Source organism: Blastococcus brunescens, from assembly GCF_035320885.1.
In the GTDB taxonomy this organism is placed as follows: Bacteria; Actinomycetota; Actinomycetes; order Mycobacteriales; family Geodermatophilaceae; genus Blastococcus_B; species Blastococcus_B brunescens.
In genome coordinates this window covers 4,635,386-4,653,519 of record NZ_CP141261.1, presented here as the reverse complement: position 1 = coordinate 4,653,519, position 18,134 = coordinate 4,635,386, and the positions used below count along the sequence as shown (strand labels likewise).

Here is an 18,134-nt window from a genome sequence, read left to right as displayed (position 1 = left end):
GCTGCGGGGGCCGCGCCCACGTCGACGACCGGCGCCGACGCCCGAGCGCTGGCCGACCTCACCCTCGCGAGCGCGAGGTCCTCGAGCTGATGGCCTTCGGCGCCACCAACGGCGAGATCGCGGAGCGGTTCGTGGTCAGCGAGGCGACGGTGAAGACGCACGTCGGCCGCGTGTTGGCCAAGACCGGCCCCGCGACCGCGTGCAGGCCGTCGTCCTCGCCTACCGGACCGGCCTGGTGCAGCCGGCCGACCTCCTGCGCGACGCCTAGCAGGCGGGCGGACGCCCGATCCACTTCTGGAGCCTCATCTGCCTCCTGTGGACCTTCCACCAGCTCCACGTGCCGGACACCTGAGCTCTGCCGAGCTCTTCGACACCCGGCGAGCCACCGGCCGCGAGCTCCCTGTCGATCCGGGCTGCATCCCTGGACTCGTGCGCGGCAACGGTCTCCTGCGCTGCTCGGCTGCGTCGTGACGCCAGGGGATGGGCGGCGATGAGCGCCTGGACCTCCTCGAGCTCGGCCCTCAGGGCGTCCACGTCCCGTCGTCGGCTCATTCCGACAGTGCGGCGGACGCCCGGCCCTCGGCGCTGACGCTGACGGGTCCGACCCGAGGATGACGGCGTCGTCCGTCCCCGGGGGCACGGGTGACGGCGGCAAGATCGCTCCCCGCTCCGACGCGAGTGGAGGGCTCCGACCGGCACCGTGATCACCGTCGAAGATCACTGCCATCGGAGGTCCGAAGTGTCCGTCCCCGTCATGACCGTCCCCGGCGAGCCGCCGGCCTCGCTGTCCGGTGCCGCCGTCCAGGCCTCCGGGCTGCGGAAGACCTACGGCACCGGCGAGACCGCCGTGCACGCACTGGCCGGCGTGGACGTCGCCTTCGCCGCGGGCGAGTTCACCGCGATCATGGGCCCGTCAGGCTCGGGAAAGTCCACGCTCATGCACTGCCTGGCCGGCCTCGACAGCGCCACCGCCGGTGAGGTGTGGCTCGGCGGCACCGAGCTGACCCGACTCCGGGACGACGAGCTGACCCGGCTGCGCCGCCAGCGCATCGGCTTCGTCTTCCAGTCGTTCAACCTGCTGCCGGTGCTCGACGCCCGCGAGAACATCGTCCTCCCGATGCAGCTGGCCGGTCAGCGGCCCGACAAGACGTGGATGGACGCCGTCATCGCCCGGCTGGGGCTGCGCGAACGCCTCGGCCACCGCCCGCACGAGCTCTCGGGCGGCCAGCAGCAGCGGGTGGCCATCGCCCGCGCGCTGCTCCCCGCCCGGATGTCGTCTTCGCCGACGAGCCCACCGGCAACCTGGACTCGCGCTCCGGCGCGGAGGTGCTCGGCCTGCTCCGGTCGAGCGTGAAGGAGACCGGCCAGACCGTCGTCATGGTCACCCACGACCCGGTCGCCGCCGCGTACGCCGACCGCGTGGTGCTGCTCGCCGACGGCCGGCTGGCCGGCGACATCGACGCCCCGACGGCGGAGTCCGTGCTGGACGCGCTCCGCGGGCTGGGTGGCTGACCCGATGCGCAGAGTCACGCTGGCGAGCATCCGGGCCCATCTGCCCCGCCTGATCGCCTCGACCCTGGCGATCGTCATCGCCGTGGGATTCGTGGTCGCCACCCTGGTGCTGAACGAGACCACGAAGGCCACCGTCCTGGAGGCGGCCGGCGCCCAGTACGTCGACGCCGACGTGGTGGTCACCTCCGGCAGCGGCACGGGGCTGGCCGAGCACGTCGACACCCTCACCGGGCTGACCTCCGTGCAGGCCGTCGACCCGACCTGGCAGACCTCCGTGCAGGCGGTCGCCCCCGACCGGACCGGCGCCCAGTTCCTGCTCGTCGAGTCGGTGGCCGGCGATCCGCAGCTGCGCTGGCAGCAGCTCGCCGACGGCTCGCTGCCGACGCGCGCAGGTGACATCGCCGTCAGCGAGGGCGTGGGCGCCGCCGTCGGCGACGTCCTCCCGGTCACCGTCTACGACGCCGAGGGCACCGGGACCACCGTCGACGCGACCGTGACCGGCGTGGTCGACCTGGGCGGCGACCCCACCGCGGGCATCTACGGCAAGGCCTACGTCACCGCCGACCAGGCCCGGGCCTGGGGCGCGGAGGAGCCGACCGAGCTGCGCATCGCCGGCCCCGCCCGGACCGACCCCGGCCTCCTGGCCGACGAGGTGCGCGCCGCCCTGGCCGGCGAGGACGTCACCGTCCGCACCGGCACCGAGCAGGCCGAGGAGTCCGTCGCGGCGCTCACCGGTGACGCCGCCTGGCTCACCACCTCACTGCTGGTCTTCGCCACCATCGCGGTGCTCGTCGCCGGCCTCGTCATCGCCAACACCTTCGCGGTGCTGCTGGCCCAGCGGACCCGCGACCTGGCGCTGCTGCGCTGCGTCGGCGCGACCGCCCGCCAGGTGCGCCGGAGCGTGCTCGCCGAGGCGGTGCTGACCGGGCTGGCCGCCTCGGCGGTCGGTGTGCTGGCCGGGATCGGGTTGTCCGCCGCCGTCTCGGCGCTGGTGTCCGGCATCGACTCGCCCATCCCGCTGTCCGGGGTGTCGGTGCCGCTGTACGCCGTGCTCGTCGGCCTCGCCGTCGGCACCGTGACCACGCTGATCGCCGCGCTGGCCCCGGCCCGCGCCGCCACGCGGGTCGCCCCGCTCGCCGCGCTGCGCCCGACCGACCCGGCACCGCTGCGCTCCCGCGGGGGCGTCGCCCGGCTGGTCACCGGCCTGCTGCTCGCCGTCCCCGGGGTGGCGCTGATGGCCGTCGGCGTGGTGACCGCGCAGATCCTCGTCGCGCTGGGCGGCGGAGTGCTCAGCTCGCTAGGGCTGCTGCTGCTCGCGCAGCGGGCGGTGCCGCCGATCGTCGCCGGGGCGGGCCGGCTGCTCGGCCGCTTCGGCGGGCTGCCGGCGCGGCTGGCCACCGGCAACGCCACCCGCAACGCGCGCCGGACGGCGGCCACCGCCACCGCGCTGCTGATCGGCGTCACGCTGACCACGGCGATGGTGGTCGGCGCCAGCTCGACCCGGGCCACCGCTCAGGCGGGCCTGGCGGCCAACTACCCGACCGACGTCATCGTCGAGAGCTTCGACGACCCGATACCGGCCACGCTGCAGACCCAGCTCGAGTCGGTCGACGGCGTGGTGGAGGCCACCGCTCTCACCGCGGCGATGGTCACCGGGCCGGACGGCACGGAGAGCTGGGTCAGCGGCGTCGACGCGGCTCAGGCGCTCCCGGTGCTGCGTTCGACGGCCGAGGTGACGGTGCCCGAGCTCGGCCAGGTCGTGCTCGCCGAGTGGGAAGCCGACAACTGGGGCGTGCAGCCGGGCGATCCGCTGACGCTGACCGCTGGTGACCGGTCCCGCACGCTGACCGTGGTGGCCGGCGAGACCGACCGGTCGCTGCTGACCAGGACCGACCTGCAATCCCTGGTGCCGGAGGCCGCGGTGGAGACGATGTGGCTGCGGCTGGCCGACGGGATCGACCACACCGCGGCGATCGACGAGGTCACTGACCTGGCCGGCACCGCGATGCCCAGCTCGTTCGTCACCGGGCTAGCCAGCGAGCGGGCTGCCATCGATGAAGTGGTCGACGTCCTGCTCCTCGTGGTCACCGGGCTGCTCGGGGTGGCGGTGCTGATCGCGCTGATCGGGGTCGGCAACACCCTGGCCCTCTCGGTGGTCGAGCGGCGTCAGGAGAGCGGTCTGCTGCGGGCGCTCGGCCTGACCCGCGGCCAGTTGCGCGCGCTGCTGGCCTGGGAGGCGGTCCTGGTCGCCGGGGTCGCCGCGGTGCTCGGCGTTCTGGTCGGGAGCGCCTACGGCCTGGTCGGGGCGGCGTCGGCGCTGGGCGAGATCGGCGAGGTCGTGATCAGCGTCCCGTGGCTGCAGGTGGGCGCGATCGTGCTGGTCGCCACGGTGGCCGGGCTGCTCGCCTCGGTGCTCCCGGCCCGGCGCGCGGCCCGCACGTCCCCGGTGGCCGCCATCGCCTCCTGACGCACGATGATCAGGTTCCCTGATCGTTCGGGGTCCTCCCTCGTGGTCGACCACGAGGGAGGACCCCGCATGACCAGGTCTCCTGATCATCATGGGGGCGTGGACGTCGCCCGGTTCACAGCCCGGAACCAGCTCCGGCTGGGATGCTGGGAACCGTGCCGTCCCGCATCGCTCGTCGCACCGCTCTGACCGCCGCCGTCCTCGCCGGGCCGGTGGGGTTCGTCGCCGCCGCCGCCTGGGGACTGCCGACCGCGCTCGGTGCCCACCGCCGGCGGCTGCGCCCCGTCGTCACCCGCTCCGCGCAGTTCGCCGACGGCAAGTTCCACAACCGGATGCCGACGCCGGCGCTCTCACCGGCCAACACCCGTGACGGCCTGCTCCGGCAGTGGCACGAGGAGCGGCACGTGGGGCTGCCGGGCGCCCCGATCCCCTCGCCCCCGCCGAGCTGCCCGAGGACCCGGCCGAGCTCGCCGTCACGTGGTTCGGGCACGCCAGCGCGCTGCTCGAGGTCGACGGGCAGCGGATCCTCGTCGACCCGGTCTGGGGCCACCGCGTCTCGCCGTCACCGGTGTTCGGGCCGACCCGCCTGCACGAGCCGCCGATGCCGATCGGGAGCCTGCCCCCTGTCGACGCCGTCCTCATCTCCCACGACCACTACGACCACCTCGACCTGCCGACCGTGCGGGCGCTGCTGACCAGCCAGAGCGCGCCGTTCGTCGTCCCGCTCGGCATCGGTGAACACCTGCGCAAGTGGCACGTGCCCGAGGAACGCATCGTCGAGCTGGACTGGGACCAGGCGCACGTGGTGGGCGGGCTGACGCTGACCTGCACCGAGGCGCGCCACTTCTCCGGGCGGTACTTCCACCGTGACACCACGCTGTGGGCCTCGTGGGCGATCACCGGCCCGCGGCACCGGGTCTTCTTCGGCGGCGACACCGGGTACACGCCCGCGTTCGCCGGGATCGGCGCCCGGCTCGGCCCGTTCCACCTGACGCTCCTGCCGATCGGCGCCTACAACGACGCGTGGCACGCCATCCACATGGATCCCGAGGAGGCGGTGCGCGCGCACGGCGACCTCGGCGGGCAGCTGCTGCTGCCGATCCACTGGGCCACGTTCAACCTGGCCTTCCACCGCTGGGCCGAGCCCGTGCAGCGGTTGCTGAAGGCCGCCGGGAGGACCGGCGCGCAGGTCCTCGTGCCCCGGCCGGGCGAGCGGATCGACGTCCTGGACCCGCCGCCGCTGCACGACTGGTGGACGGCCGTGGGATCGACGGCACCCGACACGCACGGGGACGCCGGCGTCGGGTCGTCGGTGCTGGCGCGCACCCTTACCCGCCTGCTGTCCCTGCTGCCCGGCTGAATCCCACGGGCGCCGTGCGGCCGGTTCCCGGGCGGGGGCACCGCCGGCGCGGGCGGTTCAGCGCAGGAGCTTGGACATCCGCCGGTCGGCCAGCGGCTTGCCGCCGGTCTGACAGGTCGGGCAGTACTGCAGCGACGTGTCGGCGAAGCTGACCTCTCGCACGGTGTCCCCGCACACCGGGCAGGGCAAGCCGGTGCGCGCGTGCACCATCAGCCCGGAGCGCTTCTCACCCTTCATCGTCGCGGCCTTCTGCCCGCGCTGGCGGTCCAGCGCGTCGGTCAGCGTGGCCCGCATCGCGTCGAAGAGACGGACCAGTTCGTCGTCCTTGAGCTTGTCGGCGCCCTTGAACGGGGAGAGCCGCGCGGCGTGCAGGATCTCGTCGGAGTAGGCGTTGCCGATCCCGGAGATCAGCGTCTGGTCGGTGAGCGCGCCCTTGAGCTGTCCGGAACGGCTCCTCAGGATCGCCGCGAACTGCTCGCGCTCGACCTCCAGGGCGTCGGGGCCGAGCCGGGCGATCCCGGGCACCTCCGACGGCGACCGGACGACGTAGACGGCCAGCCCCTTGCGGGTGCCCTGCTCGGTCAGGTCGAAGCCGTTGCCGTCGTCGAGGTGCACGCGCAGGGCCAAGGGCCCTTTGCCCGGCTTGGGCGGCGCAGGGGGAGTCCCGTACGCCAGTGCAGCCAGCCCGCGCGGGCCAGGTGGACGACGAGGTGCACCCCGGAGACGTCGAGGTCGAGGAACTTGCCGTGCCGGCTCGCGCCGGTGATCTCCAGGCCACCCAACGCGGAGAGCGGCGGGTCGAAGGTCTTGATCGCCTGGACGGAGGCGAGGTCGGCGCGCGCCAGCACGTGGCCGACGGCGTTCTCGCGCAGGAACGCGGCCAGCGCCTCCACCTCGGGCAACTCGGGCACCCGACGATCATCGCCCGGATCCGAGCGCTCCGCCGCCCCCGATCAGGGGACTTTCCGCGCCGAAAGTCTCCTCCGCGCTCACACAGGTGTGGTCTCGATACCGCTGACCTCGACGGTCGCCCCGGGCTCCTGCCGCGCCTGCTCGGCGACGGCGGCGGCCACCGCCGTCGTCACCTCGGGGTCGAACACGCTCGGGATGATGTAGTTGGCGTTGAGCTGGTCGTCGCGGACGACGGCGCCGAGTGCGGCCGCCGCGGCCAGCAGCATCCCGTCGCTGATCTCGGTGGCCCGCGCGTCGAGCAGCCCCCGGAAGACGCCGGGGAAGGCGAGCACGTTGTTGATCTGGTTCGGCAGGTCCGACCGGCCCGAGGCCACGATCGCCGCGTGCTCGCGCGCCCGCACCGGGTCCACCTCCGGCGTCGGGTTGGCCATCGGGAAGACGATCGCCTGCTCGTTCATGCGGGCGAGGTCCTCGACCTTCAGCACGTTGCCGGCGCTGACGCCGATGAAGACGTCGGCACCCTGCAGCGCGTCGGGCAGCTCGCCCCGGACGCACGCCGGGTTGGTGCGCCGCGCGAGGTCCCGCTTGGCCGGGCCGAGCCGGTCGTCGTCGGGCGAGAGGATGCCCTCGCGGTCCCATACGAGCACCTGCCCCGCACCGGCCTCCAGCAGGAGGTGGACGATCGCCGTGCCGGCCGCGCCACCCCGGCGACGACGATCTTCACGTCGGCCAACCGCTTGTCGACCACCCGCAGCGCGTTCTTCAGCGCGGCGAGGGCGACGATCGCCGTCCCGTGCTGGTCGTCGTGGAAGACGGGGATGTCGAGCTTGTCGCGCAGCCGCTTCTCGATCTCGAAGCACCGCGGGGCGGCGATGTCCTCGAGGTTGATGCCGCCGAAGCCGGGGGCGATGAGCTCGACGGTGCGCACGATCTCGTCGACGTCCTGGGTGTCGAGGCAGATCGGCCAGGCGTCGATGTCGGCGAACCGCTTGAACAGCGCCGCCTTGCCCTCCATGACCGGCAGCGAGGCACCGGGGCCGATGTCGCCCAGACCGAGGACGGCGGAGCCGTCGGTGACGACCGCGACGGTGTTGCCCTTGATCGTGAGCCGGCGGACGTCCTCGGGGTGGTCGGCCAGCGCCAGGCAGACCCGCGCCACGCCCGGCGTGTAGGCCATCGAGAGGTCGTCGCGGGTCTTGAGCGGCACCTTGGAGGCGACCTCCAGCTTGCCGCCGAGGTGCAGCAGGAACGTCCGGTCGCTGACCTTGCGGACCGTCACCCCGGACACGGCGCGCAGCGCGGCGACCATCTCCTCGGAGTGTGCGGCGTCGGCGGCGGAGCAGGTGACGTCCACGGTCAGCCCGTCGGAACGGGAGTCGACGACGTCGATGGCGGTGACCGCACCACCCGCGGACCCCACGGCCGTGGCGATCCGCCCGATGGACGCGGGGTCGCCGTCGGAGGTGAGCCGCACGGTGATCGAGTACGACGCGGAGGTCACCGGTCCCCGGGGGACGGCGGCGGGGACGGTCTCGGCGGCGGCAGGCGCGGTTTCAGTGCTCATGGCGCCGTCCATGGTGTCATCGCGGGGAGCCGCAGGCAGGGTGCCGGTCAGGTCGACGGACGTGAGATGCGCCCTCGGCCTTCGCCTTGAGGCCGGCGCAGAACTGGCGGAAGGACGGGTTGAGGTCGGGCGTGCTGCGGCCGAGCAGCCCCGCGAGCGGTCCGGAGTGGACCTCCCGCACGGTCAGGACCGTGCCGCCGTCGCCCTGGGCATCGAGGGAGTAGGTGCGCTCGATGACGGCGAGGCCGCCGGGCAGGCCGCCGCGCCACCGCATCGCCTCCCGCGGGCGGATCTCGGTGACGGTCGCCGAGAAGGGCCGGTTGCGGATCATGGTCGCGTAGACGGTGAGCCGCTCGCCCAGCGCGACCCGCCCTCGACCCGGTCGACCCCGGAGTCCCAGTCCCGCCACGACCCGACGTCGGTCAGCAGCGCCCACACGTCGTCGGGGCTCGCGTCGATCCGGGCCACGGCCTCGAAGGTCCTCACGCACCCGGAGTCTCCTCCGTCCGCGGGTCGACGGCCAGGGCTCGGCCGCGCGGCCGTCGCCCGATCGACCGTCAGCCGACCAGCAGGGAGGCCGGGTCCGGCCGGAGGACGGCGCGGACACCGAGCGCCACGGCGACCGTGGCCGCCGCTGCCAGCGCCGACACGGTCACCACGGTGGGGCCGCCGTCGACGGCGATCGCGACGAGGCCCCAGCCGACGGCCAGGGCGTAGGGCCCCACCGCCGCCTGTGCCGCCAGCACGAGCGCCGAGACGAGCACCGCCACGGCCACCAGCGCGAAGACCGCCCAGACACGGGCCTGCTCGCCCGTCGCCGAGGCGCCGAGCGCCACGCCGGCGCTGGCCACGTTCACCGCGGCCGCGACCGTTACCCAGCCGAGGAGCAGGCCGGCGACCGCCGTCGGCAGCAGCCGGTCGAGCCCCGCGGACCGGAGGTCCTGCACCCGAGCCCACGCCAGCGCCGCCGCGGCCACGATCGCGAACAGCAGGACCGCCGGCACCACGGGCTGGGAGACCCCGATGAGCGGGAACAGCACCTCCCACAGCGCGTTGCCCGCGAATGCGAGCGCCAGCGGCCAGCCGGTCCGCCGGTGCAGCACACGGCCGCGCTGGGACGGCAGCGCCTGGTAGACCGCCCAGGCCAGCGACCCGGCGAAGATCGCCGCCCAGATGGTGAACGCGTAGCCGGCCGGCGTGATGAGCGACTCGGTCCGGTCGCTGACCTCGCCCACGCTGCGACCGGCCAGCGCCGTACCCAGGGGCTGCCCACGACCTGCGCGACGGCAGCGAGCGCGACCGCGGCGGTCCGTGCCGTGTCCTGCATGGTCACCCTTCCGCTCGGCGTCGTCCCGCGGCCAGCCGGGGGACGGTCGTGCCGGCGAGGTCCCCGTCGCGCGCGCGGGCGGCGAGCACCCGACCCCAGTGCACCAGCCCGGCGACGTCGACGCCATGCGGCGGATCCGCGGCGTAGGCGTCGATGGTGCCGGCGCCCCGCTCCAGGAGGACCGCTGCGCCGCGGGCGTTGCCGCGGGCGGCGTGGGTGAGGCCGACGGCGAGCTGGGCCAGCCCGCGCCACAGCTGCCGCTCCTCCTCGGGCGCGGACTTCCAGGCGTCCTCGAGCACCTCGTGCGCATGGAACGGCCGGCCCGCGTCGAGCAGCTGCTGCGCCTCCGCCAGGGCCCGGCCGGGCTCGCGCACGATCCCTTCCGGCGCCCGCTCCTCACCCACCTCCCCGTAGGGCAGCGGGCGGCCCAGCGCGTCCCGGGGCCGGGCGTTGCGGGCGCGCCCTCGGCGTCGCGGTCCCGGTCGGAGGTCACGTCTCCATCCTGCCTCGGCGAGATGGTTGAGAGTCGATGCATCCGGATCGGACGGCGCCCCGGAAGGAGGGGTGACAGGCAAGTTCCCCACCAAGGAAGGAACCTCTCGTGATCACCACCCGCAGCTCGTTCCGCGCAGCCGGTGTCGTCGGCACCGCCGGCGCCCTGGTCCTCCTCGCCACCCCGGCGCTGGCCGACAACCACACCGCCACCGTCTCGGTCCTGCACGCCGTCCCGGACCTCCCGGTCGACGTCTACGCCAACGGCGAGCGGCTGATCGACGACTTCCAGCCCGGCACCCTGACCGACCCGCTGCAGCTGCCCGCCGGCTCCTACGACCTCGCGCTGTTCCCGGCCGACGCCGCTGACGGCTCCGGCGAGCCGCTGCTCTCCGCCGACGGCGTCGCCGTGCCCGCCGGCGCCAACGCGACCGTGGTGGCCCACCTGACCGCCGAGGGCCAGCCCGCGCTGACGCCGTTCGTCAACGACACGTCGGCCGTCCCCGCCGGCGAGGCGCGGGTCACCGTCCGGCACACCGCGGCGGCTCCGGCCGTCGACGTGCGGGCCGGCGGCACGGTGGTCGTGCCCGGTCTGGAGAACCCGAACGAGGCCAGCCTGACCGTGCCCGCGGGCACGGTGAGCGCCGACGTCGTCGTCGCGGGGACCGAGACCGTGGCGATCGGCCCGGCCGACCTCACCTCGCCGAGGGCACCACGACCATCGCCTACGCGTGGGGTTCGGAGGAGGCCGGCTACGAGCTGGCCGTCCAGACGATCAGCGGCGCCCACTCGGCGCCGTCCGGCGTCCCCGGCGGCTCCGCCGGCCTGGTGGACGACGGCTCGATCCCGGCGCCCGTCGCGGCCCTCTCGGTGCTCGGCCTGGTGGCGGCCGGCGCAGGCGCCCTGCGCCTGGCCCGCAGCCATGGCTGAACCGCACCGCCTCCAGTAGGTAGGAGACCACCGTGCGTCCCGCCCTCGCCACCACCGTCCTGGGTCTGGCTCTCGCCGTCGCTGCGCCGACGACGTGGTCGCTGACCCGACCGGAGGCGTCGGCGGGCGCACCGGTGGAGCAGATCCTCCCCGCCCCGGCGACCCCCATCGCCGGGTCGGGGGATCCGGGTGCGCTGCCCGAAACCACCGCCCGGCCGGCGTCCCCGGACGACCAGGAGCGGCGGCCCCGCCGGTGCGCCTGGCGGTTCCCGCCCTCGGGGTCGACACGCTCGTCGACCCCGTGGGCGTGGAGCCCGACGGTCAGATGACCATCCCCGCAGAGGTGGACCGGGTGGGCTGGTACCGCTTCGGCCCCGCGCCGGGGACGACGGGTCGGCGGTGATCGCCGGGCACGTCGACGACCGCGAGCAGGGGCTGGGCGCCATGGCACCCTCCGCGACGCCGCGGTCGGCGACGAGGTGGCCGTCACCGACGCCGCCGGGACGACGACGACCTGGCGGGTCGTGTCGCGGGAGCTGATCCAGAAGCAGGCGCTGCCGCTCGACCGGCTGTTCGCCCGCGACGGACCGGCCCGGCTGACCCTGATCACCTGCGGCGGGCCGTTCCTCCCGGAGTACGCCAGCTACCGGGACAACGTCGTCGTGGTCGCGGAGCCACTCCGATGAGCGGCCTTCTCGCCGTCCGGCCGGCGGAGATGGGTAGCGTCGTGGGCGTGGATCCCGTGCCGGCACAGCGCAACGCTGTGGAGCCGGACGACCGGGAGGTCGGCCGGCGCTTCGCCGCGGGCGACGAGCAGGCGCTGGCGCTGGCCTACGAGCGGTGGGCCGGCCAGATCCACGGCATGGCGGTGCGGGCCTTCGGGCCCGGGCCGGACGCCGAGGACGTCACCCAGCAGACCTTCGTCTCGGCCTGGACCGGCCGGGCCGGCTATCGGTCCGACAAGGGCCCGCTGCCCGGCTGGCTCGTGGGCGTGGCCAGGCACAAGATCGCCGACACCTGGGCCAAGCGGGAGCGGCAGCGGCGCGAGACCGAGGCCGCGATGGCCGACGCCCAGGCTGCGCCTCCGGATCGGGTCACCTCGGGATTCGACAGCCAGGTCGCCGACCGTTTCCTCGTGCTCGAGGAGCTGGCCCGCCTGGGGCAGCCCCAGCGCGGGATCATCGAACTCGCGTTCTTCGAGGACCTCACCCACGCCCAGATCGCCGACCGCACCGGGATCCCGCTGGGCACGGTCAAATCCCATATCCGGCGCACGCTCGAACGCTTACGGACACGGTTGGAGGTGGACGGTGCAGCACTGCACGCCTGAGCAGCTCGCGCTCGCCGCACTGCGCGAGCCCCTCCCTGCCGACGACGCCGACCATCTCGCCGGGTGCGAGCAGTGCCGGACGGAGGTCATCTCCCTGCAGCGGGCGGTCGACGCCGTCGCCGTGCCGCAGCTGGCCGCGCCCGGCGCGCCGGTGGCCCCACCGCCGGGCGTCTGGGCAGGCATCGCCGCGGCCACCGGCGTGTCGGCGACCCCGCGCACCGACGTCGCCCGGCAGGCGCCCGCAGCCGAGGAGCCCGCGCAGCCGGCCGCCGAGGTGGTGCCGTTCCGGTCCCGCCGGCGCCCGCTGCTCCTCGTGGCCGCCGCCGTGGTCGCCGGGGCCGCGCTCGGCGCCGGGGCGGTCGCGGTCGTGCAGAGCCAGGACGGCGGGGAACCGGTCACCGCCGTGGCGCTGGACCCCTGGCCGACAACGAGGCCTCCGGTCGCGCGGAGGTCATCGAGCAGTCCGACGGTTCGCGGGTGGTCGAGGTCGACCTCGACGCGCCCCAGCTGGAGGACGGCTACTACGAGATCTGGCTGATCGACCGCGACGTCGTCGGCATGGTGACGCTGGGCGTCGTGCGGCCCGGCACCCAGACCTTCGAGCTGCCCGCCGGGCTCGACCTGGGCGAGTTCCCGCTGGTCGACGTCTCGGTCGAGCCGCTGGACGGCGACCCGACGCACTCGGGCGTGTCCGTCGCGCGCGGGGAGCTGGACGCCTGATGACGTACCCCGTGCCCCCACCACTCGCCCGCCCACGGTGGGCCCCTGCACGGGGCCGCCGTGAGCCTGCTGCACGAGGACCTCGGCGCCTCCTGGCGCAAGGCCCGGCCCCGACCGGCCGGCCGGCACCTCGACAGCGCCGCGTGCAGCCGGCAGAGCCACCGCACCCTCGAGGCCGCGGCGCACCACTGCCGGCACGAGGCGGAGCTCGGCGGGTACGTGGCTGAGGCGACGGCCGACGACCTCCTGCAGCAGGGCCGGTCGGTGATCGGCGGGCTGGCCGGGATGGCGGCCGCGGACGTGGCCTTCGTCGAGTCGGCGCAGGCGGCGCTGGTCGCCCTGCTCACCGGGTGGCGGCTGCCCGCCGGCGCCCGCGTCGCCTGCCTGCCCGGCGAGTACGCCCCGAACATCGCGCAGCTGCGCACGTACGGGCTGCGGCCGGAGCCAATGCCCGTCGACGGGCTGGGGCGGGTCGACCTCGAGGACCTCGAACGGATGCTCGGCGCCGATCCGCCGTCGTTCGTGCACCTCACGCAGATCCCGAGCCACCGAGGACTGCTGCAGCCGGCGGCCGAGGTGGCGACGCTGTGCCGGGCGGCCGGCGTCCCCCTGGTGGTGGACGCCGCCCAGTCGCTGGGTCACGCGGACACCGACCTCGGTGCCGACGTCGTCTACGGCACCTCCCGCAAGTGGCTGGCCGGACCGCGCGGCGTCGGGGTGCTCTGCGTCCGGCCGGCGCTGGCGGCCCGGCTGACGCCGGTGCTCCCCGAGCGGGACGACGTCCCGGCGATGCGGGCGTTCGAGTCGGGGAGGCCCACGTGGCCGGCCGGGTCGGGCTGGTCGTGGCCGTCGGCGAGCACCTCGCCGGCGGGCCGGACCGCGTGCGGGAGCGGCTGGCCTCGATCGGCCGCACCACCCGCGAGCTGCTGGACGGCGTCGGTGGCTGGCAGGTGGTGGAGCCGCTCGACGAGCCGACGGCGACGACGACGCTGATCCCGCCGGACGGGATGGATGTCGTCGGTGTCCGCAGCCACCTGCTCACCGAGCACGGCATCGTGGTGAGCGCGATCGGTCCCGAGCGAGCACCGGGGAGATGACCGGCCCGGTGCTGCGGGTGTCCCCGCACCTCGACGTCACCCTCGACGACCTCGAGGCCCTCGCCGCCGCCCTCTGACAGAGGCCCCCGGCCGCCCGCGCCCACCCAGGCATAGGTACCTATACATGCGTTCGGGGCCCGAAAACACACGCATAGGTACCTATGCCTGGATGCGTACGGCGATCCGGCGGTGGGCGGCGAGCTGCTCGTCCAGCCCGGCGTGCACCGGGACGCCGTCCGCCACGACCAGCCGCCCGCCGACGACGGTGTGCCGGGCACTCACCGGCCCGCAGCGCAGCCACGCCTCGACGGGGTCGGACAGCGCGCCGGCGAACCGCACCCCGTCGAGCCCCCACACCACGAGGTCGCCGCAGGCCCCACCGACAGCTGCCCGATCTCACCCGTCCGCCCCAGGCAGGCCGCGCCGCCCCGGGTGGCCACCTCCAGGGCGTCGCGCGCCGACATCGAGGCCGCCCCGTGCCGGAGCTTCCCCTGCAGCATCGCCGTCCGGGTCTCCAGCCACAGCGAGGCCGAGTCGGCCGAGGCGGAGCCGTCGACGCCGAGCCCGACCGGGGCGCCCGCGGCCCGCAGCTCGGCGACCGGGGCCAGCCCGCTGCCCAGGATCATGTTGGACGACGGGCAGTGCGCCGCCCCCACCCGCGCGGCGCCCAGCCGGGTCACCTCGTCCGGCGAGGGCCAGACGGCGTGCGCCAGCCAGGTCCGGTCGGTCATCCAGCCCACGTCGGACAGGTACTCGACCGGCCGGCGGCCGAAGGTCTCCAGGCAGTAGGCGTCCTCGTCCTGGGTCTCGCACAGGTGCGTGTGCAGCCGGACGTCGAGCTGCTCGGCCAGCTCCGCGGTACGGGTCATGAGCGACGTGGAGACGCTGAACGGCGAGCACGGAGCCAGCGCGATCCGGGTCATGGCCAGGGGCGAGCGGTCGTGGTGGGCCTCGACCAACCGCTGGGAATCGGCCAGGATCTCGTCGTCGTCCTGGACGACGGAATCCGGTGGTAGCCCGCCGTCCTTCACCGACAGCGACATGGAGCCCCGGGTCGGGTGGAAACGCATGCCGAGGTCGCGGGCCGCGGCCACCTCGGCCGAGATCAGGTCGCCGCGCCGCGGGGGTGCACGTAGAGGTGGTCGGTGGAGGTCGTGCAGCCGCTCAGCGCGAGCTCGGTGAGCCCGACGTAGGCGCTGACGTAGGCGGCCTCCTCGTCCAGCCGGGCCCACAGCGGGTAGAGCGTGACCAGCCAGTCGAACAGCCCACCGGTCAGCGCCGGGGCGTAGGCGCGGGTGAGGTTCTGGTACAGGTGGTGGTGGGTGTTCACCAGGCCCGGGGTCACCAGGCAGCCGCGGGCATCGATCGTGCGCTCGGCGTCGGGCCGCGGATCTCCCGGACCACCGAGCCCGCTGATCGCCCCGGCCGTCACCGCCACCCATCCGCCCGGGATCTCGCGGCGTGCGTCGTCGACGGTGGCCACGAGCTCGGCGTCGGTGATCAGCAGGTCGGCGCGCGCAGCGGTCTCCACGCCCGCATCCTGCCGAGGTCGTGCGACGGGCGCGCCCCGGGCCTAGCCGAGCGGCTCGTCGTCCACCTGGACGTCGAAGTTCGCGGTGTCGTCCTCGACCGAGGTGACCGTGACCGTCACGCCGTACTGCTCGGGATCGCCGTCCACGGTGAGCGTGCAGCGGGTCTCCGCGCCGACCTCCGCCACGAGGTCCTCCGGGCAGGAGACCTCGGGCCGGACCCCGACCTGGTCCTCCAGCGCGTCCTCCGCCCCGTCGGCGACCTCGTCGGCGGGCAACGAGTCGGTGCCGCCGAAGCTGCAGGCCGACAGCGGCACGGCGAGGAGCGGGGCGGCGACCAGCAGGCGCACGGGACGGCGGGACACGGCGGCTCCTCGGGCACGGGTGGAGGCCGCCGACCCTAGCGGCGCGGCACCCGTCGCCGTACGGCTTCGCGCACGGCGGTCAGGTGACCGGCCCGTCCACCAGCCGCGCCACCTCGACGGGCAGCTCGCCCGCGAGCGGCCGCGCGCCGACGACTTGGCCCGCGACCTGCGGGGTCACGCCCGCCGCGCCGAGGACCTCCAGCGCCTGGACGTCGGGGAGGGCGTCGAACCATCGCCGTCCCAGTGCCGCGCGGCCGGCGGGCGTGGGCCGGCCCCACAGCCGCAGCCGGGCCATGCCGCCGTCGGGGAAGACGTCGAGCCGGACCCGGTCGACCCCCGGCGCCGCGTCGAGGACGAAGCGGTGGCGGGTGTCGGGCTGGAGCCGGGTGCGCGGCAGCAGGGCGATCTCCCCGCCGGGGCCGATGCCGGTGAGCGAGGCGCTGCCGGGGGCGTTGTGCAGGAACCAGCTGGTGTCGAGCTCGGCGAGGGTGGCCATGCCCTCGCAGGCGAGGGACACCTCGACCCAGTCGTGACCGGGTTCGCGGCGTCGGGCGGTCTCCCAGCCCTCCCCCATGTTCCGCGCGAGGCCGGGGGCGATCAGCTGCTGCGGGCGACCGTAGAACTCGTTGCTCACGCCCGTGACGACGGCACCGTTCTCCAGTGCGGCCAGGTCGAGCGGGCCGGCGTCGACCAGCCGGGGGTCGGGCACCGCGTGCCCGTGCACCTGGAGCCGGGCCACCCCGCCGTCGGGGTGGATGTTCAGCCGCACGTGCGTGACCCGCCGGTCGGAGTAGACCGGGAAGATGTTGGAGCTGTTACCGGCCAGGTCCGACTGAGGCAGCAGCGGCTGCCAGTCGGCCTTGAGCATCTCGTCGACCGAGCAGTGCCCTCGATCGCCGCCCCGTCGACCGAGGCGTGCGGCGGGTAGTTGCCACTGAAGAACGAGGTGTCGACGACGACCCCCGAGACGATGCCCGGAGTGCCGAGCCGCACGACGGCCCAGTCGTGGCCCGGCGTCCGGCGTCGGCGGGTCTCCCAGCCGTCGTAGACCTTGCCCTTGTGCCCGAACTCCGTCCGGGCGACCGGGGTTCCGGACGCACCAGGTTCTCGCGCTCCGCGAACGACTCGTCGTTGGCCGCCACCACCCCGCCGCCCAGGGCGCGGCTGGCGAGGTCGGGCAGACGGGCGAAGTCGCTCATCGGTCTCCTCCGGTCGACGGGGCGGACCTCACTCTGGCACGCCGCCGCGCCGCAGCAACCGCCCGAGCGGGGCGCCGTCGGCCGGCTCTCCCTCAACCAGGTCCGGCGGACGACGCCGACCAGTTCCCGGCCGGCGTAGGGCGTGACCGGACTGCGGTGCGCGAGCACGCCTACGGTCCAGGGCTCCTCCGGCGCGAACGCGACGAGATCGGCGTCCCGGCTCACCGCGATCGCCCCCTTGGTCGGCAGCCCGGCCAGGTGGGCCGGCGCCTCGGCCATCCAGCGCACGACCCGGTCCAGGCCGATGCCGCGCGCCCGCGCGCCGCTCCACACCACGGGGAGGGCGATCTGCAGGGAGGCGATGCCGCCCCAGGCCTCGCCGAAGTCACCGGCCTCCAGCCGCTTCAGGTCCGGGGTGCACGGGGAGTGGTCGCTGACCACCAGATCGACGTCCCCGTCGGACAGCGCCGCCCACAGCGCCTCGCGGTGGGTCGCTTCCCGGATCGGCGGGCAGCACTTGAACGCCGTCGCCCCGTCGGGAACGTCCTCGGCGGCGAAGGCTAGGTAGTGCGGGCAGGTCTCGACCGTGATGCGCACGCCTTCGGCCCGGGCCGCGCGCAGGATCGGCAGTGCGTCGGCGTCGGCCAGGTGGACGACGTGGGTGCGGGCTCCCGTGTCACGGGTGGCCGCGACCAGCGTGCGGATCGCGGACTCCTCCGCGGCACCGGGTCGCGACGCCAGGAAGTCCGCATAGCTGCGACCGGTCGGGGGTGGAGCGGCGGCGATCACGTCGGCGTCCTCGGCGTGCGCGATCAACAGCCCGTCGACGCGGGCCAGCTCGGTGAGCGCGGCCCGCAGACCGGCGTCGTCGAGCGGCGGGAACTCCGGCACACCGGAGTCGAGCAGGAAGCACTTGAACCCGACGACGCCGGCGTCGTGCAGCGGGCGCAGCTGGTCGAGATTGCCGGGCACGGCGCCACCCCAGAAGGCGACATCGGCCCTGACCTGGCCTTTCGCCACCTCGCGTTTCACGTGCAACGCCTCGACGGTGGTCGTCGCCGGCACGGAGTTGAGGGGCATGTCGACGATCGTGGTGACCCCGCCGGCGATCGCGGCCCGCGTCGCGGAGGCGAAGCCCTCCCACTCGGTCCGCCCGGGCTCGTTGACGTGCACGTGGCTGTCGACCAGGCCGGGGAGCAGCACTTCGTCGTCGGGGAGGGTGACCGCCGCCGACGGCGCATCGTCGAAGCAAGTGACGGCGGTGATCCGGCCGGCCTCGGTGTGCACGGTGGCGGCGCGCTCCCCGTCGGGCAGCACGACCCGGCGGGCA

General features: G+C 74.8%; 24 protein-coding genes and 4 pseudogenes. 13 read left to right on the top strand and 15 right to left on the bottom strand.

Annotated features, from left to right (window positions below; genetic code table 11):
- Positions 1-89: 89 nt before the first annotated feature.
- From U6N30_RS31315 to U6N30_RS31295, 5 genes are all read left to right on the top strand, one after another.
- Complete coding sequence (locus U6N30_RS31315) at positions 90-494, top strand: LuxR C-terminal-related transcriptional regulator (RefSeq protein ID WP_324275359.1); 405 nt, start codon at positions 90-92, stop codon at positions 492-494.
- Positions 495-739: 245 nt separating this feature from the next.
- A complete protein-coding gene (locus tag U6N30_RS31310) occupies positions 740-1,354 on the top strand; it encodes an ABC transporter ATP-binding protein (protein ID WP_324275358.1) in 615 nt (204 codons plus the stop codon).
- Positions 1,327-1,512: a hypothetical protein gene (locus U6N30_RS35910; RefSeq protein ID WP_324275357.1), complete on the top strand. Its 186-nt coding sequence runs from the start codon at positions 1,327-1,329 to the stop codon at positions 1,510-1,512. The genes U6N30_RS31310 and U6N30_RS35910 overlap by 28 nt, the downstream gene beginning before the upstream one ends.
- Before the next feature lie 4 nt (positions 1,513-1,516).
- Positions 1,517-3,979: an FtsX-like permease family protein gene (locus U6N30_RS31300; RefSeq protein ID WP_324275356.1), complete on the top strand. Its 2,463-nt coding sequence runs from the start codon at positions 1,517-1,519 to the stop codon at positions 3,977-3,979.
- A gap of 385 nt (positions 3,980-4,364) precedes the next feature.
- Positions 4,365-5,339: an MBL fold metallo-hydrolase gene (locus U6N30_RS31295; RefSeq protein WP_324275355.1), complete on the top strand. Its 975-nt coding sequence runs from the start codon at positions 4,365-4,367 to the stop codon at positions 5,337-5,339.
- 57 nt (positions 5,340-5,396) lie between these two features.
- Here the strand turns inward: U6N30_RS31295 and U6N30_RS31290 are convergent, their stop codons facing one another.
- The 8 genes and pseudogenes from U6N30_RS31290 to U6N30_RS31255 form a co-directional block, all read right to left on the bottom strand.
- On the bottom strand, positions 5,397-5,954 hold the full coding sequence (locus U6N30_RS31290; protein WP_324275354.1) for a zinc finger domain-containing protein: 558 nt from the start codon (positions 5,952-5,954) through the stop codon (positions 5,397-5,399).
- Positions 5,921-6,250, bottom strand: coding sequence for a DNA-formamidopyrimidine glycosylase family protein (locus U6N30_RS31285; protein ID WP_324275353.1), 330 nt, complete (start codon positions 6,248-6,250; stop codon positions 5,921-5,923). The genes U6N30_RS31290 and U6N30_RS31285 overlap by 34 nt, the downstream gene beginning before the upstream one ends.
- Positions 6,251-6,328: 78 nt before the next feature.
- Entirely contained in the window at positions 6,329-6,898 is a 570-nt protein-coding gene (locus tag U6N30_RS35905; RefSeq protein WP_324275352.1) for a malic enzyme-like NAD(P)-binding protein, read from the bottom strand.
- 245 nt (positions 6,899-7,143) lie between these two features.
- Positions 7,144-7,428 (bottom strand): annotated as a pseudogene (locus U6N30_RS35900) (NAD-dependent malic enzyme); the annotation flags it as partial.
- Positions 7,429-7,831: 403 nt separating this feature from the next.
- On the bottom strand, positions 7,832-8,146 hold the full coding sequence (locus U6N30_RS31270) for an SRPBCC family protein (protein WP_324275351.1): 315 nt from the start codon (positions 8,144-8,146) through the stop codon (positions 7,832-7,834).
- Complete coding sequence (locus U6N30_RS31265; RefSeq protein WP_324275350.1) at positions 8,143-8,301, bottom strand: SRPBCC family protein; 159 nt, start codon at positions 8,299-8,301, stop codon at positions 8,143-8,145. Before U6N30_RS31265 ends, U6N30_RS31270 begins: the two co-directional genes overlap by 4 nt.
- Before the next feature lie 71 nt (positions 8,302-8,372).
- Positions 8,373-9,050 carry a hypothetical protein gene (locus U6N30_RS31260; protein WP_324275349.1) on the bottom strand — a complete coding sequence of 226 codons (678 nt, stop codon included), beginning with the start codon at positions 9,048-9,050 and terminating at the stop codon, positions 8,373-8,375.
- Positions 9,051-9,144: 94 nt separating this feature from the next.
- The gene (locus tag U6N30_RS31255; protein ID WP_324275348.1) at positions 9,145-9,546 is read right to left on the bottom strand and encodes a DUF309 domain-containing protein; all 402 of its coding nucleotides are present in this window, start codon (positions 9,544-9,546) and stop codon (positions 9,145-9,147) included.
- Between the two features lie 197 nt (positions 9,547-9,743).
- On the opposite strand from U6N30_RS31255, the gene U6N30_RS31250 reads away from it, so the two are divergent.
- The 8 genes and pseudogenes from U6N30_RS31250 to U6N30_RS31215 all read left to right on the top strand — a co-directional run bounded on the left by U6N30_RS31250 (position 9,744) and on the right by U6N30_RS31215 (position 13,711).
- Positions 9,744-10,583, top strand: coding sequence for a DUF4397 domain-containing protein (locus U6N30_RS31250; protein ID WP_324275347.1), 840 nt, complete (start codon positions 9,744-9,746; stop codon positions 10,581-10,583).
- Between the two features lie 234 nt (positions 10,584-10,817).
- Positions 10,818-10,967, top strand: coding sequence for a class F sortase (locus U6N30_RS31245; RefSeq protein ID WP_324275346.1), 150 nt, complete (start codon positions 10,818-10,820; stop codon positions 10,965-10,967).
- 58 nt (positions 10,968-11,025) lie between these two features.
- Positions 11,026-11,250: pseudogene (locus U6N30_RS31240) on the top strand (class F sortase); the annotation flags it as partial.
- On the top strand, positions 11,247-11,894 hold the full coding sequence (locus tag U6N30_RS31235) for an RNA polymerase sigma factor (RefSeq protein ID WP_324275345.1): 648 nt from the start codon (positions 11,247-11,249) through the stop codon (positions 11,892-11,894). The pseudogene U6N30_RS31240 and the gene U6N30_RS31235, both read left to right, overlap by 4 nt.
- Positions 11,875-12,432: a hypothetical protein gene (locus U6N30_RS31230; RefSeq protein WP_324275344.1), complete on the top strand. Its 558-nt coding sequence runs from the start codon at positions 11,875-11,877 to the stop codon at positions 12,430-12,432. Before U6N30_RS31235 ends, U6N30_RS31230 begins: the two co-directional genes overlap by 20 nt.
- On the top strand, positions 12,372-12,614 hold the full coding sequence (locus U6N30_RS31225; protein WP_324275343.1) for an anti-sigma factor: 243 nt from the start codon (positions 12,372-12,374) through the stop codon (positions 12,612-12,614). Before U6N30_RS31230 ends, U6N30_RS31225 begins: the two co-directional genes overlap by 61 nt.
- A gap of 60 nt (positions 12,615-12,674) precedes the next feature.
- Positions 12,675-13,607: an aminotransferase class V-fold PLP-dependent enzyme gene (locus U6N30_RS31220; protein ID WP_324275342.1), complete on the top strand. Its 933-nt coding sequence runs from the start codon at positions 12,675-12,677 to the stop codon at positions 13,605-13,607.
- Positions 13,568-13,711, top strand: coding sequence for a hypothetical protein (locus U6N30_RS31215; protein ID WP_324275341.1), 144 nt, complete (start codon positions 13,568-13,570; stop codon positions 13,709-13,711). The genes U6N30_RS31220 and U6N30_RS31215 overlap by 40 nt, the downstream gene beginning before the upstream one ends.
- Before the next feature lie 159 nt (positions 13,712-13,870).
- Here U6N30_RS31215 and U6N30_RS31210 read toward each other — a convergent pair whose 3' ends face one another.
- The 7 genes and pseudogenes from U6N30_RS31210 to allB all read right to left on the bottom strand — a co-directional run.
- Positions 13,871-13,993, bottom strand: a complete 123-nt coding sequence (locus tag U6N30_RS31210; protein ID WP_324275340.1) for a hypothetical protein — start codon at positions 13,991-13,993, stop codon at positions 13,871-13,873.
- Complete coding sequence (locus U6N30_RS31205) at positions 13,990-14,805, bottom strand: amidohydrolase family protein (protein WP_324275339.1); 816 nt, start codon at positions 14,803-14,805, stop codon at positions 13,990-13,992. Before U6N30_RS31205 ends, U6N30_RS31210 begins: the two co-directional genes overlap by 4 nt.
- An 11-nt stretch (positions 14,806-14,816) precedes the next feature.
- Positions 14,817-15,242, bottom strand: a complete 426-nt coding sequence (locus U6N30_RS31200) for an amidohydrolase family protein (RefSeq protein WP_324275338.1) — start codon at positions 15,240-15,242, stop codon at positions 14,817-14,819.
- Positions 15,243-15,284: 42 nt separating this feature from the next.
- A complete protein-coding gene (locus tag U6N30_RS31195; RefSeq protein WP_324275337.1) occupies positions 15,285-15,605 on the bottom strand; it encodes a DUF4333 domain-containing protein in 321 nt (106 codons plus the stop codon).
- 79 nt (positions 15,606-15,684) lie between these two features.
- Complete coding sequence (locus U6N30_RS31190) at positions 15,685-16,239, bottom strand: hypothetical protein (RefSeq protein ID WP_479690633.1); 555 nt, start codon at positions 16,237-16,239, stop codon at positions 15,685-15,687.
- A gap of 135 nt (positions 16,240-16,374) precedes the next feature.
- A pseudogene (locus U6N30_RS31185) lies at positions 16,375-16,631 on the bottom strand (allantoicase); the annotation flags it as partial.
- A gap of 320 nt (positions 16,632-16,951) precedes the next feature.
- Positions 16,952-18,091, bottom strand: a pseudogene (gene allB / locus U6N30_RS31180) (allantoinase AllB); the annotation flags it as partial.
- Positions 18,092-18,134 lie beyond the last annotated feature (43 nt).

Coding starts and splice junctions, on each gene's coding strand:
- U6N30_RS31235 (WP_324275345.1), top strand. CDS start 11,247: ATGAGCGGCCTTCTCGCCGTCCGGCCGGCGGAGATGGGTAGCGTCGTG.
- U6N30_RS31300 (WP_324275356.1), top strand. CDS start 1,517: ATGCGCAGAGTCACGCTGGCGAGCATCCGGGCCCATCTGCCCCGCCTG.
- U6N30_RS31270 (WP_324275351.1), bottom strand. CDS start 8,146: ATGATCCGCAACCGGCCCTTCTCGGCGACCGTCACCGAGATCCGCCCG.
- U6N30_RS31315 (WP_324275359.1), top strand. CDS start 90: ATGGCCTTCGGCGCCACCAACGGCGAGATCGCGGAGCGGTTCGTGGTC.